At 69.8% G+C, this 15,232-nt stretch carries 10 protein-coding genes; 5 read left to right on the forward strand and 5 right to left on the reverse strand.

The features are described 5' to 3' along the window. Window positions 1-21: 21 nt before the first annotated feature. The 4 genes from ABZ840_RS22975 to ABZ840_RS22990 all read left to right on the forward strand — a co-directional run bounded on the left by ABZ840_RS22975 (window position 22) and on the right by ABZ840_RS22990 (window position 4,888). The gene (locus ABZ840_RS22975; RefSeq protein ID WP_361561959.1) at window positions 22-597 is read left to right on the forward strand and encodes an XRE family transcriptional regulator; all 576 of its coding nucleotides are present in this window, start codon (window positions 22-24) and stop codon (window positions 595-597) included. A gap of 380 nt (window positions 598-977) precedes the next feature. After that, window positions 978-1,973: a LacI family DNA-binding transcriptional regulator gene (locus ABZ840_RS22980; protein WP_361561960.1), complete on the forward strand. Its 996-nt coding sequence runs from the start codon at window positions 978-980 to the stop codon at window positions 1,971-1,973. Between the two features lie 195 nt (window positions 1,974-2,168). Next, the gene (gene hisD / locus ABZ840_RS22985) at window positions 2,169-3,488 is read left to right on the forward strand and encodes a histidinol dehydrogenase (RefSeq protein ID WP_361561961.1); all 1,320 of its coding nucleotides are present in this window, start codon (window positions 2,169-2,171) and stop codon (window positions 3,486-3,488) included. A 44-nt stretch (window positions 3,489-3,532) separates the two neighbouring features. After that, window positions 3,533-4,888 (forward strand): MFS transporter, encoded by a 1,356-nt coding sequence (locus ABZ840_RS22990; protein WP_361561962.1) that lies wholly within the window; start codon window positions 3,533-3,535, stop codon window positions 4,886-4,888. 85 nt (window positions 4,889-4,973) lie between these two features. On the opposite strand, the gene ABZ840_RS22995 is transcribed toward ABZ840_RS22990, so the two are convergent. The 5 genes from ABZ840_RS22995 to ABZ840_RS23015 form a co-directional block, all read right to left on the reverse strand. Then, window positions 4,974-6,575 carry a glycoside hydrolase family 13 protein gene (locus ABZ840_RS22995; RefSeq protein WP_361561963.1) on the reverse strand — a complete coding sequence of 534 codons (1,602 nt, stop codon included), beginning with the start codon at window positions 6,573-6,575 and terminating at the stop codon, window positions 4,974-4,976. 103 nt (window positions 6,576-6,678) lie between these two features. Further along, a complete protein-coding gene (locus tag ABZ840_RS23000; protein ID WP_361561964.1) occupies window positions 6,679-7,572 on the reverse strand; it encodes a carbohydrate ABC transporter permease in 894 nt (297 codons plus the stop codon). Window positions 7,573-7,585: 13 nt separating this feature from the next. Then, window positions 7,586-8,557, reverse strand: coding sequence for a sugar ABC transporter permease (locus ABZ840_RS23005; RefSeq protein WP_361561965.1), 972 nt, complete (start codon window positions 8,555-8,557; stop codon window positions 7,586-7,588). A gap of 7 nt (window positions 8,558-8,564) precedes the next feature. After that, window positions 8,565-9,917, reverse strand: a complete 1,353-nt coding sequence (locus ABZ840_RS23010) for an extracellular solute-binding protein (protein ID WP_361561966.1) — start codon at window positions 9,915-9,917, stop codon at window positions 8,565-8,567. A 169-nt stretch (window positions 9,918-10,086) separates the two neighbouring features. Then, a complete protein-coding gene (locus tag ABZ840_RS23015; protein WP_361561967.1) occupies window positions 10,087-11,106 on the reverse strand; it encodes a LacI family DNA-binding transcriptional regulator in 1,020 nt (339 codons plus the stop codon). Window positions 11,107-11,474: 368 nt separating this feature from the next. Between ABZ840_RS23015 and ABZ840_RS23020 the strand changes: the two genes are divergently transcribed. Then, window positions 11,475-15,134 (forward strand): discoidin domain-containing protein, encoded by a 3,660-nt coding sequence (locus ABZ840_RS23020; protein ID WP_361561968.1) that lies wholly within the window; start codon window positions 11,475-11,477, stop codon window positions 15,132-15,134. Window positions 15,135-15,232 lie beyond the last annotated feature (98 nt).

Raw genomic sequence — 15,232 nt, forward strand, 5'->3', positions numbered from 1 at the left:
TTGCGCACTATACTGCTCGCTATGAGGAGTGAGGTCGCCGTCGGCAGCAGTGCCACGCAGGAGTTCGTCACCCGTATCGGCGGGCGCATCCGCGCGCTGCGCAAGCAGCGCGGCTGGAGTGTGCAGCAGCTGGCGGAGGCCGGCGGCGTCAGTCGGCGGATGCTCACCCAGATAGAGCTGGGCCAGGCCAACCCGAGCCTCGCCACTGTCGACCGGGTCGCACGGGCCCTGGACACCGACTTCGCCGCCCTGGCCCTGCCCGCGGACGATGCGGCGAACGCGGAGGTCGAGGGGACGCTCGTGTGGCAGGCCCCGGACGGCAGCCGGGCGCTCCTGCTCGGCGCGACCGAGGAACCGCGGGCCGAGCTGTGGCGCTGGACCCTGGCGCCCGGTGGGCACTACGACGCCGAGCCCGACCGCCGCGGCGCACAGGAGATCCACCACATCCTGTCCGGCCGCCTGACCCTCGCCCTCTCGGCCGGCCCCCGGGAGCTGGGTCCCGGACAGAGTGCCGTTATCCCCACCGACCAGGAGTACGCCTACCGGAACGGGGGCGCCGAACCGGTCGTCTTCGTACGGGTCGTCACGGGCGCCTGACCGCCGACGGCGCGAGCCCCGGTGTGGTGCACGGGCCCCTCGCTGCTGCGGAGCGTTCACGCGAATGCCTGGCCGGCCGTGCGCGGAGGCGGGCTGGGCACTGTGCTGGGAGGCGCGGGTGCGCGGCCCATATCCCGCCGTTGATGCGTAGCGGCCGGGCACACTCCGCCGGCCCCACCCTTCTGCAGACGCCAGAGGTCGCAGTCGGGTGGGGCCGCAGCCATTCCTGATCCGTAACCAACTCCCTGGATACGAAGTTGAGTTGATGTGGGTGAGGGATTTCCCCAGGTGCTGAACCCGCGCCCGCCGCGTGCGGAGCCCGGTACCGCCGCAAGGGGGCGGTATGGTGGCTCCGATACCAGCTGGAGGTGAGGGGACCCATGGCACGGCGGCCGACCGTCACGAGCGTGCAGATCGCCCGTGAGGCGGGTGTGGCGCAGTCGACCGTGTCCCGCGTCCTCAACGGCGGAAGCGTGGCCCCCGAGACCCGGCAACGGGTGCTCGACGTGGTGGCCAAGTACGACTTCCAGCCCAGTCAGGCCGCACGGAGTCTCGTGGGGGCCCGCTCGGGGCTCATCGGCGTGGTCATCCGCGACCTGACGAACCCGTTCTATCCGGTGATGGTCAAGGCGATGGAGCGGGTGCTGCACGGGCAGGGACTGCGCCTGTCGCTGGTGACGGATGTGATGACCGCCGACGAGGGCCTGGCGCTGCTGCGGCGCGAGGGCGTGGACGGCGTGGTGTTCACCTCGGCCGTACGGGACGAACCGCTGGCGCACCGCATCCGGGGGCACGGCATACCCGTTGTGCTGTGTCACCGCACCCTCGACGACTTCGAAGCCGACCAGGTGGAGGCCGATAACGTCACCGCCGGCCGGCTGGCCGCCGAGCACCTGCTGGACCTGGGACATCGCCGTATCGGGATGGTATGCGGCCTGGCCGGGGCGAGCACGGCGGAGCAGCGCGGCCGCGGGTTCCGGGAGAGGGTGCGGGACTGCGGGGAGGTCGCCCTGACCGAACTGGACGGCGCCTACGACTACGGCACCGCCTACGACGCGGTGCGCGCGCTGCTTGCCGGTGCCGAGCCGCCCACCGCGCTGTTCTGCCACAACGACGTCATGGCGTACGCGGCGCTGAACGCGGCCGCGGCGGCGGGCGTTGCGGTACCGCGCGAGCTGAGCGTGGTGGGCTGTGACGACGTGCCGCTGTCGTCGTGGGAACGCATCGATCTGACGACGGTGCGTCAGCCGCTGGAGCGGATCGCGCAGGTCGGCGTGGAGTTGCTGCTGGACCGGCTGGCGAATCCGGACGCACCGCACCGGCACGAGGTCCTGCCGGTGGAGTTCGTCGGGCGTTCCACCACCGCCCCGGTGTGAGGGTCTGAGGCGCACCGCGCCGCCGTACGCACGTCCTCTCACCGGGCATCTTGATTCCCCGGTGCGCAGCCCCGCCCGAGGGGCTCCTTTTCGTTTGCTTCCCGGACACCCCTTGACCGCTCCGCCATCCGTCTCGCATTCTGTGGATACGCATCCATTGGATACGTATCCACACCGCGAGCAAAGGAGCTGGGCGTGTCCCGCACCATCAAGGCCGCCACCACCTCGTCCACCGCGCCGTCGGGCGACGACACCGTCGGGCAGGCCGTACGAGAGCTGATCGCCGACGTCCGGAAGCGCGGTGACGAGGCCGTCCGGGAGCTGTCGGTTCGCTTCGACCGCTGGGAGCCGGAGTCCTTCCGCCTCGGTGAGGAGCAGCTCGCCGAGATCATCGGCACGCTCGACGACCAGGTCATCGAGGACATCAAGACGGTCCAGGCCAACGTCCGCCGGTTCGCCGAGGCGCAGCGCGAGTCGATGTCGGAGATCGAGGTCGAGACCTCCCCGGGCGTCTTCCTCGGTCACCGGCACGTGCCGATCCAGTCCGTCGGCGCGTACATCCCCGGCGGCCGGTACCCCCTGACCGCCTCCGCGCACATGACCATCGTGACCGCCAAGGCCGCCGGCGTACCCCGGGTGGTCGCCTGCACCCCGCCGATCCGTGGTGAGATCCCCGCCGCCACCGTCGCCGCGATGTACTTTGCCGGTGCGGACGAGATCTACATCCTCGGTGGTGTCCAGGCGATCGCCGCGATGAGCGTCGGCACCGAGACGATCTCGCCCGTCGACATGCTGGCCGGCCCCGGCAACGCCTACGTGGCCGAGGCCAAGCGGCAGCTGTTCGGCGAGGTCGGCATCGACCTGTTCGCGGGCCCCACCGAGATCCTGGTCGTGGCCGACGACACCGCCGATCCGTTCGTCGTCGCCGTCGACCTGCTCTCGCAGGCCGAGCACGGCCCCGACTCGCCCGCCGTGCTGGTGACCACCAGCGAGCGCGTCGCGAGCGAGACCGAGCGGCACATCAACGAGATCCTGCCCGACATGCCGACCGGTGACATCGCGGGCCCGGCCTGGCGGGACCACGGTCAGATCATCCTCGCCGACGACCTCGACGAGGCCTACCGCGTCGCCGACGGCTTCGCCTACGAGCACGTGCAGGTCCTCACCGAGAACCCGCGCGAGGCGCTCGACAAGATGCACGCCTACGGAGCCCTGTTCCTCGGCGAGGGCACCTGCGTCTCCTACGGTGACAAGGTGATCGGCACCAACCACGTGCTGCCGACGCGCGGCGCTGCGCGTTACACCGGCGGCCTGTGGGTGGGCATGTACCTCCGCACCGTCACCTACCAGGAGGTGCGCGACCAGCAGGCGTCGGCCGACCTCGGTGTGCTGTGCGGCCGGGCGGCCCGCGTCGAGCTGTTCGAGGGCCACGCCCGCTCCGGTGACGTCCGGGCCGCCAAGTACGCCGGTGCCCCGCTGTCCTGGACCGGCCACTTCGAAGGCGCCCGCGTCTGACGCCACCGCCCCGCCGCACGCCCCCCCCGATCAACGGAGATCCCATGGCCACCGCCGCCAACCTGACGCCGGAGCAGGTCCGCCGTCGCTCACTGCAGTCCGGCACCATCGGCGCGATCGTCGAGTGGTACGAGTACACGGTCTACGGTGTCACCGCCGCGCTGGTGTTCGGGCAGTTGTTCTTCCCGAACCTCTCGCCCGGCATCGGTCAGATCGTCTCGCTCGCCTCGTTCGGCGTGGGGTTCCTGGCCCGTCCGATCGGTGCGTTCGTCGCCGGGCATCTCGGGGACCGGCTCGGACGCAAGTCCACGCTGATCCTCACGTTCTCCATCATGACGGTGGCCACCACGGCGATCGGTGTCATGCCGACCTATGACCAGGTCGGCGTGGCGGCACCGTTGCTGCTGTGCGTACTGCGGCTGGCACAGGGCTTCGCGGTCGGCGGCGAGTGGGGCGGGGCGGCGATCGTCGCCGTGGAGAACGCACCGCGGGCCCGGCGCGGGTACTTCGGCTCCTGGCCGCAGATCGGCGTCTCGGCGGGACTCCTGCTGGGTACGGCGGCGGTGTCGTTCGCGTCGTGGATCTCCGGCGACGCCTTCGGCGAGTGGGGCTGGCGAGTGCCGTTCCTGCTCAGCGCCATCCTCGCGACCGTCGGGTTCTTCATCCGGCTGCGCGCCGCCGAGAGCCCGGCCTTCCTCGCCGAGAAGGCCAAGATGGACGCCGAGCTGGAACGCCGCAAGGCGCCCGCCGCTGTCGTCTTCCGCGACCACCGCAAGCCGCTGCTGATCACGGTGTTCGGCCGGTTCGCGGAGGCCGGGAACTACTACCTGTTCACCACCTTCATCCTGTCGTACGTCACCACCACACTCGGTGTGCCCAAGGGCTACGGCCTGACGGCGTCGATGATCGGCGCGGCGGTGAACATCGTGATGATCCCGGTCTTCGGGGCGCTGTCCGACCGCTTCGGACGGGTGCGGACCTTCCTCGTCGGCGGGGCACTGATCGTGATCACCACCTGGCCGGTCTTCGCGCTGGTCCACACCGGCCAACTGTGGGCGATCGTCGCCGGTGTGGTGCTGTTCCTGGCGCTCGGGCACGCCATGGTCTACGCGCCGCTGCCCGCGCTGTACTGCGAGATGTTCCCCACCGCGGTGCGCTACTCGGGCATCTCGATCGGGTACCAGATGGCCTCGATCCTGCTCGCCAGCTTCACCCCGGCGCTGGCCGGCGCGATGGTTCTCTGGGCCGACGGCAGCCTGTGGATGGTGATCGCTTTCGCCATCGTCACCACGCTCATCGCGATGGTGGCGATCGCCTTCGCCCCCGACCGGCGCGACAGCGAGCTGGACGAGATCGGCGTCGCGCGCGAGCGCGAGGACAGCGAGCTGTCCACGGCGTAACAGTAACGCCGATGTGAGGGGTACGGGAGTTCGGGCGGGGTGCACACGCACCCCGCGCGCTCGTGTTTCCCCGGCCCGTCTCCGCTCAGTCGCGCAGCCACACCGCGGTGTCCTGCGGCAGCCGGCCCTCGGCGTCCAGTGGGTCGCTGGCGAGGAGGACCTCGCGGTGGTGGGGGAGGACAGCAGGTTCGGGGGAGAGATTGACGACGCAGGTCAGGCCGGTGGGGCGGGCGAAGGCGAGGATGCCTTCCGCGGACGGCAGCCAGTGCAGTGCGCCGTCGCCGAAACCCGTTTCCGTACGGCGCAGACGGAGCGCTTCCCGGTAGAGGGAGAGCACCGATCCGGGGTCGGCGGCCTGGACGTCGGCGGCGTACGTCGACCAGCCCGGCGGCTGGGGCAGCCACGGCTCACCCACCGAGCCGAACCCGGCGTACGGTTCGCCGGCCGCCCACGGCAGCGGCACCCGGCAGCCGTCCCGCCCCGGATCGGTGCCGCCGGAGCGCGCGTGCATGGGGTCCTGGATGCGGTCGAGCGGGATGTCCGCCTCGGGAAGGCCCAGCTCCTCGCCCTGGTAAAGGTAGACGGCACCGGGCAGGGCGAGCGAGAGCAGCGCGGCGGCCCGGGCGCGGCGGGTGCCCAGGCGCAGGTCGGTGGGGGTGCCGAAGACCTTGTCGGCGAAGGCGAAACCGGTGTCGGCGCGGCCGTAGCGGGTGACCGTACGGGTCACGTCGTGGTTGCACAGCACCCAGGTGGCGGGCGCGCCCACGGGCGCGTGTTCGGCCAGGGTGTTGTCGATGGCGGTGCGCAGGCTCGCCGCGTCCCAAGGTGCGGTGAGAAAGGTGAAGTTGAAGGCGGTGTGCAGTTCGTCGGGGCGCAGGTAGCGGGCGAAGCGTTCGGAGTCCGGCAGCCAGACCTCGCCGACGAAGATCCCGTCGTAGGCGTCGGCGACCGCACGCCAGGAGCGGTAGATGTCGTGCAGCTCGTCGCGGTCCAGGTACGGGTGCGGGGTGCGGTCCGGTGTGATGTCGGGCAGCTCGGGGTCCTTGGCGAGCAGCGCCGCCGAGTCGATGCGCACCCCCGCCACGCCCCGCTCGAACCAGAAGCGCAGGACGTCCTCGTGTTCCTGGCGGACGGCGGGGTGCGCCCAGTTGAGGTCGGGCTGCTGGGCGGCGAAGAGGTGGAGGTACCAGTCACCGTCGTCCAGCCGGGTCCACGGCACGCCGCCGAACTCGCTGGCCCAGTTGTTGGGCGGCAGCTCCCCGTGCGCGCCGCGCCCTGGCCGGAAGTGGAAGAGCCGGCGTTCGGGGCTGCCGGGGCCCGCTGCCAGCGCGGCCCGGAACCACGGGTGCTGGTCGGAGACGTGGTTGGGCACGATGTCGACGATGGTGCGGATGCCCAGGTCCTGTGCTTCCGCGATCAGCTTCTCGGCCTCGGCGAGGGTGCCGAAGGCCGGGTCGATGGCCCGGTAGTCGGCGACGTCGTACCCGCCGTCGGCCAGTGGTGAGACGTACCACGGCGTGAACCACAGCGCGTCGACGCCCAGTTCGGCCAGGTGGGGCAGCCGGGCCCGTACGCCTGCCAGGTCGCCGGTGCCGTCGCCGTCACCGTCCGCGAAGCTGCGGACGTACACCTGGTAGATGACGGCGGACCGCCACCAGTCGTCGCCGGAATGCCGGCTGCCTTCCATGAGCGGGTTCCTTTCGGGCAGGGCGCATCAACAAGGATGCGGGGGAGGGGCGGCGAGAGAGCGGATTCCGTACCGCCCGCCGGGGCGAAGCAGGGTGCCGGTGTCAGCCCTTGGTGCTGCCGGCGCCGATGCCGGCGATGATGTGCCGCTGGAACACCAGGAACATCACGATCATGGGTAGCGCGGCGATGACCATCGCGCCGATGAGCACGGTCAGCGGTACGTTCTGGGAGAGCTGGACGAGCGCCACGCTGATCGGCTGCTCGCCGGTGTCGGAGAAGACCATCAGCGGCCAGAGGAAGTCCTGCCAGACCGCGACCAGCGCGAAGATGGACACCACGCCGAGCACCGGGCGGGACATGGGCAGCAGGATCGACCACAGGGTGCGCAGCTTCCCCGCACCGTCGATCTCCGCGGCCTCCAGCACATCGCGCGGTATCTGGTCGAAGAAGCGCTTGAGCAGGTAGAGGTTGAAGGCGTTGGCGACGGCGGGCAGCCAGACCGCCAGCGGGTCATTCAGCAGGCTGATGTGCAGCAGCGGCAGGTCGGCGACGGTCAGGTACTTCGGTACGACCAGCGCCTGCACCGGCACCATCAGAGTGGCGAGGATGCCGCCCAGGATCACTTTGCCGAATGCGGGGCGGAGCTTGGAGAGGGCGAACGCGGCCGCGGTGCACAGGACGATCTGCAGCAGCCAGGCGCCCGAGGCCTGGACGACGGTGTTCCAGAGATGCCGGGGGAGCGACATCAGCTCCCAGGCGTCGGTGTAGCCGGTGAGGTGCCACGACTCGGGGACGAGCGTGGGCGGGGTGTGTACCAGTTCGTCCGGCGACTTCATGGCGCCGGTGACCATCCAGTACACGGGGAAGAGGAAGGCCAGTGCGAAGGCCAGGACCACCCCGGCGAACACGGTCCAGTACAGGACCCTGCCGCGCGGTGAGGCCAGGGTGAGCGGGGAGACGAGGGTGCGCACGGCACGCTGGTCGGCCTGGGACACGATGCCCTCCTTCTCAGTCGTCGGTGCGGGTGAACCGCAGGTAGAGGGCGGAGAACGCGCCGAGGAGGAGCAGCAGCATGACGCTGAGCGCGCAGGCGCCACCGAAGTCGTTGTAGAGGAAGGCGTACTTGTAGATGAGGTAGAGGAGGGTGACGGTGGAGTTCTCCGGGCCGCCGCCGGTGATGACGAAGGGCTCCGTGAAGACCTGCATCGTGGCGATGATCTGGAGGAGCATCAGCATGAGGATGACGAAGCGGGTCTGCGGGACGGTGACGTGGCGGACCCGCTGCCACACGCTCGCGCCGTCCAGCTCCGCCGCCTCGTACAGCTCGCCGGGGATGTTCTGCAGTGCGGCCAGGTAGATCAGCACCGTGCCGCCGAGGTTGGCCCAGGTGGCGACGAGCACCAGGGAGACGAGCGCGGTGTCGGCGCCGTTGGACCAGTTCGAGGTGGGCAGGTGCAGAAAGCGCAGCGCCTCGTTGGCCAGGCCCGCGCCGGGGTCGTAGAACCACTTCCACAGCAGGGAGCTGACCACCGGCGGGATCATCACGGGGAGGTAGACGACGACCCTGAAGAAGGCGCGGGCGTGCCGGAGTTCGTTGATGACCAGTGCCATGACGAAGGGCACGGCGAAGCCGATGAGCAGCGCGAGCACGGTGAACGTGGCGGTGTTGCGCCAGGCCGCGCCGAACTCCGGGTCCTGGAACACCCGGGTGAAGTTGGCGGTGCCCACCCACTCCGGATCGGCGCCCGGAGTGTACTTCTGGAAGGCGATGACCACCGAGCGGAGCGCCGGGTACCAGGAGAACAGTGCGAAGCAGAGCAGGCCGCCGAGGAGGAAGGCGTACGCCCTGGCCTGATCGGCGAGCCGGCGGCGGAGCGGGCGCCGGGGGCCGGGGGAGGCCTTCCGCGGTGCGGGCGCGGCGCTCCGTGCGGGTGGCGGGGCGGCAGGAAGTGGGGCTGTGTGGGGAGAGGCGGTCGACATGACGGTGTCAGCCCCGGGCCAGAATGCCGTCGATCTTCGACTGGGCGTCCTTGAGCAGCCGGTCGACGTCGGCGTCCTCCTTGGTGAGGACCGCGGAGACGGCGCCGTCCAGCACGGTGTAGATCTGCTGTGCCTTCGGCGGCTCCAGCTTCATGTCGAGCTTCTGGTTGCCGGCCACGAAGCTCGCGTAGTTCCCGACCGGGACGTTGGCGGACTTCTTCTTCAGCTTCTGGTCCGTGGCGTCGGTGGCACCGGTGAACAGCCGCGGTTCGGGCAGGCCCACCGGGGAGCCGTCCTTCGCCAGCCGCGCGTAGTTGTTCATGTAGCCGTTGCCGGGGGTGAGGAAGGTCCACTCCAGCCACTTCAGACCGGCCTTGATCTGGGCAGGGGTGGCCTTCTTGTTGAACATGTAGCCGTCGCCGCCGATGAGTGTGCCCTTGCCGCCGGGCATCGGTGCGAAAGCGAGGTCCTTGTAGTCGCCGCCCGCTTCCTTGACGATGCGCGGTACGTTGTCGGGCGCCGCGAGGTACATGCCGAGCTTGCCCGAACCCATCATCTGCAGCGTGTCGTTGATGATGAGCAGCTGCTTGGACCCCATGGAGCGGTCCTTCCAGCGCATGTCCTTGAGGTTCTGCAGCACCGCCCGGCCCTCGGGGCTGTCGACGGTGGCCTTCTTGCCATCGGTGCTGACGACGTTGCCGCCCTGGGAGTAGATCTCGGCGGTGAAGTGCCAGCCGCCCTGGTTCTGCGCGCTGTAGTCGGCGTAGCCGACCGTGCCGCCGCCGAGTCCGGCGATCTTCTTGGCGGCGGTGCGGACCTCCGCCCAGGTGGCCGGCGGCTTGTCCGGGTCCAGGCCGGCCTTCTTGAACAGCGTGCGGTGGTAGAGCAGGCCCATCGAGTAGTTGGTGCGCGGGATGCCGTACACCTTGCCGTCCACGGTGTACGCGTCGCGCAGCGCCTGCTGGATGTCCTGGTAGCCCTTGAGGTCCTTGAGGTAGGGCGTGAGGTCGGCGGCCTGGTTGATGCCGACGACGTGCCGGGTGTCGGTGAAGTAGGTGTAGAAGACGTCTTCCATCTGGCCGCCGGCCAGCTTGGCGTCGAAGGTCTTGGGGTCCTGGCACGGGAACGCGTCGTGGGCGACGACATCGATGTCCGGGTGCTGCTCCTCGAAGGTCTGCACGTCCTCGTCGAAGCGCTTGTGGTCGATCTTCGCGCTCGGCTGCGGCCAGCAGTTCACCGTGATGCGCGTCCGGCCGTCCGTGGCCTCGGCACCACCGGAGCCGCAGGCGGCGACCCCGGTGAGCGCGAGCGCGGTGGCAGTTGCGGCAGTGCAGGCACGACGGAACCCGGAACGTCTCATCGGTGGACCCCTTACGGCAGGAGTGCGGGAAGCGCACAGCAGAGGGCTGTGCGGCGCGCACACTCAACCACCGCCGACGGTCGGCCGCAATATGTCGAACGGAGTCCGTAAAAAATTGACAGAGATGGGGCCCGCTTCCGAAGTGGCGGGCGAGGAACCGCCGTTGTGGCTATGCGGTGCGCTTCCGTGCGGCCTGTCCGGTGGATCCGCGCACGACCAACTCGGGCTCGAACAGCAGCTCCTCCTGCGATACGGCACCGCCCTGGATCTGCGCGCAGAGCAGGTCCACCGCGGCCCGGCCCATCGCCTCGATGGGCTGGCGCACCGTGGTCAGCGGGGGTTCGGTGCAGCTCATGAACGCCGAGTCGTCGTAGCCGACCACGGACACGTCCGCCGGTACGTCGAGCTTGCGCCGCCGGGCGGCGCGCACCGCCCCGAGGGCCAGCGGGTCGCTGGCGCAGACGATGCCGGTGACTCCGCGCTCCAGCAGGCGGTTGGCCGCGGCCTGGCCGCCCTCCAGCGAGAACATCGCCCGCGCCACGTACTCGTCGGGGAGGGTCCGCCCGGCCGCGGCGGCCGCCGTCCGCGCCATCGCCAGCTTGCGGCGCGAGGGCATGTGGTCGTCGGGGCCCAGCACCAGCCCGATGCGCTCGTGCCCCAGGGAGTCGAGGTGCCGCCAGGCCTGTTCGACGGCGACCGCGTCGTCGCAGGAGACGCACGGGAAGCCCAGATCGTCGATGGCCGCGTTGACCAGCACCACCGGGATCTTGCGCTCGGCGAGCTGCTCGTAGTGCTCGTGCGGCGCGTTGGCCTGGGCGTAGAGCCCGCCGGCGAAGACCACGCCGGACACCTGCTGTTGCAGCAGCAGGTCCACGTAGTCCGCCTCGGAGACGCCGCCCTTGGTCTGCGTGCACAGCACCGGCGTCAGGCCCTGCTGCGCCAGCGCCCCCCCGATCACCTCGGCGAACGCCGGGAAGATCGGGTTCTGCAGTTCGGGCAGGACCAGCCCGACCAGCCGGGCCCGCTCGCCGCGCAGCTGGGTCGGCCGCTCGTAACCCAGCACATCGAGGGCGGACAGCACCGATTGGCGGGTGGCTTCGGAGACCCCGGGCTTGCCGTTCAGGACCCGGCTGACAGTGGCCTCGCTGACCCCGACCTTCTTGGCAACCTGAGCAAGTCGTCGCGTCATGGCCGCAACGCTATCGCAAGGGATGCAAGCGGTTTGCTGCTCGTACGCAAGGCAATGAAAGTCCTCGCGGCGAGGGGCAGATGAGTTGTGCCGACGTATCGGTCCGTACCAATTCCGCCCTGGCCAGCGGAGTTGGCGTGAACGCTGGTTCCGTACCGCGCCGAACCACGTCCGCAACGGAAGGAAAGTCAGGCAGGAACGTAGACCACTCGACAATTGTCTGGGATTCTCCAGCCGCTGAACGCAAGAACTGAGCACTAGATCGCTTGACGCTTCTGCAAGACCCGGCTCCGTACCTCCGTACCGGAGCTCCCACCAGAGCCGCTCCCTCGCCGCCGGGCGCGTGCGAGGCAGAAGATCGGGGATCCATGTCACGACCACACCTGCCACGACCACACCGGGCCAGACGGCGCGCCGTCGCCTTCCTCGCCACCGGATTGCTGGTGACCGCCCTGCCGTTGCCGGCGGCCACCGCGGCCCCCGCACCGAACGTCGCGAAAGGCACGAAGGCCAAGGCGAGCAGCGCACAGCGGGGCCATGGCGCCGCGCAGGCCCTCGACGGCGATCCGTCGACGTACTGGCAGAGCGCGAAGGGCAAGCGCCCGCAGTGGGTGCGGGCCGACCTCGGCGCCACCCGACGCATCGACCAGGTGACCCTGCGGCTGCCCGGAAGCGGACCGGCCCCGGCTCAGGCCTTCACACTGCAGGGCAGCACCAACGGCAAGGACTTCACCGACCTGACCCAAGTACAGCGACACCGGCTCGGCGGCAGTGGCAAGCGCTCCGTCACGTTCACCCTCGGCACCACCGCGACGCGTTACGTCCGCGTCCTGCTGCCCAGCGGCGGGAGACTCGCGGAACTCGAAGTGCGCGGCCCTGCGGGCGGCGACAACCGGCCCCCCTCCGCACCCGGCGGACTCTCCCTGGCCGCCGCCTCGCGCCCCGGCCACACCACCCTCACCTGGCCACGGGCGACGGACGACAAGAAGGTCACCGCGTACGACGTGTACGCCGACGGCCGGCTGCGCACCAGCCTGCCGGGCACGGTGACCACGTACACCGACACCGACACGGCCGGCGCCGCCGTGACGTACACCGTCCGTGCCCGCGACGCCGCCGGCAACCAGTCGCCCGACAGCCGGGCCGTGACCCGCAAGAAGGGCCGGGCCAAGGCCACTGCACCGGCCGCTCCTGAGCGCCGGTCGCCGGCACGCGAGGACGGGAGCCGCGCCGCCGAGGCCACTAACCTCGCCGTGGGCAAGGAGGTCACCGCCTCCTCCTACACCCAGACCTACGTCGCGAAGAACGCCAACGACGGACAGACGAGCACGTACTGGGAAGGCGCGCCGGGCAGCTACCCGACCACCCTCGGAGTGAAGCTCGGTGCCAACGCCGACGTCAGCTCCGTCGTCGTCAAGCTCAACCCCGACAGCATCTGGTCCACCCGCACCCAGCGCATCGAGGTGCTGGGCCGCGAGCAGAAGGCCAGTGGCTTCACCGGCCTGGTCGCCGCGAAGGACTACACCTTCAACCCGGCCAGTGGTGGCAACAGCATCACCATCCCGGTGACCGCCAGGATCGCCGATGTGCAGTTGAGGTTCACCGCCAACTCCGGCGCCCCGGGCGGCCAGGCAGCGGAGTTCCAGGTCATGGGCGTCCCCGCGCCCAACCCGGACCTGCAGGTCACCGGGCTGACCACGTCACCGCAGTCCCCGGTCGAGTCGGACGCGATCACCCTCGGCGCCACCGTACGCAACATCGGGACGCAGGCCTCCACCGCGACCGACGTCGCCTTCCAGCTCGGTGGGGAGAAGGCCGGTACCGCCTCCGTCGGCGCGCTGGCCGCGGGCGAGACGACGACGGTCACCAAGAACATCGGTACGCGCGAGGCGGGCACCTACCCCCTCAGCGCCTCCGTCGACCCGGCCAACACCGTCATCGAGGAGAACGAGGGCAACAACGGCTACACCAGCCAGACCCCGCTCACGGTCAAGCCGGTCGCCAGCTCCGACCTGGTCGCCTCCGCGGTGACCTGGTCGCCCGGCGCCCCGTCCGCTGACGACAGCGTGGCCTTCTCCGTCGCCCTGAAGAACCAGGGCACCCAGCCCTCGGCGAGCGGCAGCCACGCCCTCACGCTGTCCGTCGTCAACGCCTCGGGCACCACCGTCAAGACGCTGACCGGCGCCTACAACGGCACCATCGCGGCGGGCGGCACCACCGAACCGGTCAAGCTCGGCAGCTGGACGGCCGCGAACGGCAAGTACACCGTCAAGGTCACGGTCGCCGACGACGCCAACGAGATCCCGGCCAAGCGGGAGAACAACACCAGCACCAAGCCCCTGTTCGTCGGCCGCGGCGCCTCGATGCCGTACGAGACGTACGAGGCCGAGGACGGTGTGCTCGGCGGCGGGGCCAAGTCCGTCGGTCCCAACCGCAAGGTCGGCGACCTCGCGGGTGAGGCGTCCGGGCGCAAGGCGGTGACCCTGAACAACACGGGTGAGTACGTCGAGTTCACCACCAAGGCCGCCACCAACAGCCTCGTCACCCGCTTCTCCATCCCGGACGCGCCGGGCGGCGGCGGCACCGACGCGACGCTGAACGTCTACGTCAACGGCACCTTCCGCAAGGCCATCTCGCTGACCTCGAAGTACGCCTGGCTGTACGGCGCGGAGACCGGGCCCGGCAACGACCCCGGCGCCGGTGGCCCGCGGCACATCTACGACGAGGCGCAGCTCCTGCTGGGCGAGACCGTCCCGGCAGGCGCGAAGATCCGGTTGCAGAAGGACGCGGCCAACACCTCCCAGTACGCGATCGACTTCATCGACCTGGAGCAGGTCACCGCCGCCCCCAACCCCGACCCGGCGGCGTACGTGGCACCGGCCGGCTTCAGCCACCAGGACGTGCAGAACGCCCTGGACAAGGTACGCATGGACACCACCGGCAAACTGGTCGGCGTCTACCTGCCGCCCGGCGACTACGAGACGTCCAGCAAGTTCCAGGTCTACGGCAAAGCCGTGAAGGTGGTCGGTGCGGGCCCCTGGTTCACCCGCTTCCGCGCCCCCTCCTCCCAATCCAACACCGACATCGGCTTCCGCGCCGACGCCACCGCGAAGGGCTCCGTCTTCTCCGGCTTCGCGTACTTCGGCAACTACACCTCGCGGATCGACGGCCCCGGCAAGGTCTTCGACTTCTCCAACGTCTCCGACATCACCATCGACAACATCTGGGCCGAGCACATGGTCTGCCTCTACTGGGGCGCCAACACCGACCACATGACGATCAAGAACGCCCGCATTCGCAACACCTTCGCCGACGGCGTCAACATGACCAACGGCAGCACCGACAACGTCGTGTCCAACAGCGAGGCCAGGGCCACCGGTGACGACAGCTTCGCGCTCTTCTCGGCCATCGACGCCGGCGGCGCGGACGAGAAGAACAACGTCTACGAGAACCTCACCTCGCTGCTGACCTGGCGCGCCGCGGGCATCGCCGTCTACGGCGGCTACCACAACACCTTCCGCAACATCCGGATCGCCGACACCCTCGTCTACTCGGGCATCACGATCTCCTCGCTGGACTTCGGCTACCCGATGAACGGTTTCGGTACCGACCCCACCAACCTGGAGAACATCACGATCGAGCGGGCCGGCGGCCACTTCTGGGGTCAGCAGACCTTCCCCGGCATCTGGCTCTTCTCCGCCTCGAAGGTCTTCCAGGGCATCCGGGTCACCGACGTGGACATCGTCGACCCGACATACCACGGCATCATGTTCCAGACCAACTACGTGGGAGGTCAGCCGCAGTTCCCGGTCAAGGACACCATCCTGACCGACGTCTCGATCTCCGGGGCCCACAAGAGCGGTGACGAGTTCGATGCCAAGTCCGGCGTCGGCATCTGGGCCAACGAAATGCCGGAACCGGGGCAGGGCCCGGCCGTCGGCGAGGCCGTCTTCCGCAACCTGCGCCTGACGGACAACGTGCAGGACGTGAAGAACACCACCAGCACCTTCAAGATCACCAGGGAGTAGCACGCCACGGGGTCGCCCCGGCGCGACACCGCCGGGGCGCCCGTACAACCGCTACGAGGCCTACCCCATCGCGCTGAAGCTCCTCGAAAGCCCGGACC

Origin of the sequence: Streptomyces sp. NPDC047117 (assembly GCF_040643545.1) — a bacterium.
Taxonomy (GTDB): domain Bacteria; phylum Actinomycetota; class Actinomycetes; order Streptomycetales; family Streptomycetaceae; genus Streptomyces.

What these genes read in the sequence shown, in the direction of transcription:
- ABZ840_RS23015 (WP_361561967.1), bottom strand. Translation starts at nt 11,106, where the DNA reads ATGACGCGACGACTTGCTCAGGTTGCCAAGAAGGTCGGGGTCAGCGAG.
- ABZ840_RS22975 (WP_361561959.1), top strand. Translation starts at nt 22, where the DNA reads ATGAGGAGTGAGGTCGCCGTCGGCAGCAGTGCCACGCAGGAGTTCGTC.
- ABZ840_RS22990 (WP_361561962.1), top strand. Translation starts at nt 3,533, where the DNA reads ATGGCCACCGCCGCCAACCTGACGCCGGAGCAGGTCCGCCGTCGCTCA.
- ABZ840_RS22995 (WP_361561963.1), bottom strand. Translation starts at nt 6,575, where the DNA reads ATGGAAGGCAGCCGGCATTCCGGCGACGACTGGTGGCGGTCCGCCGTC.
- ABZ840_RS23020 (WP_361561968.1), top strand. Translation starts at nt 11,475, where the DNA reads ATGTCACGACCACACCTGCCACGACCACACCGGGCCAGACGGCGCGCC.
- ABZ840_RS23005 (WP_361561965.1), bottom strand. Translation starts at nt 8,557, where the DNA reads ATGTCGACCGCCTCTCCCCACACAGCCCCACTTCCTGCCGCCCCGCCA.
- ABZ840_RS23010 (WP_361561966.1), bottom strand. Translation starts at nt 9,917, where the DNA reads ATGAGACGTTCCGGGTTCCGTCGTGCCTGCACTGCCGCAACTGCCACC.
- ABZ840_RS22980 (WP_361561960.1), top strand. Translation starts at nt 978, where the DNA reads ATGGCACGGCGGCCGACCGTCACGAGCGTGCAGATCGCCCGTGAGGCG.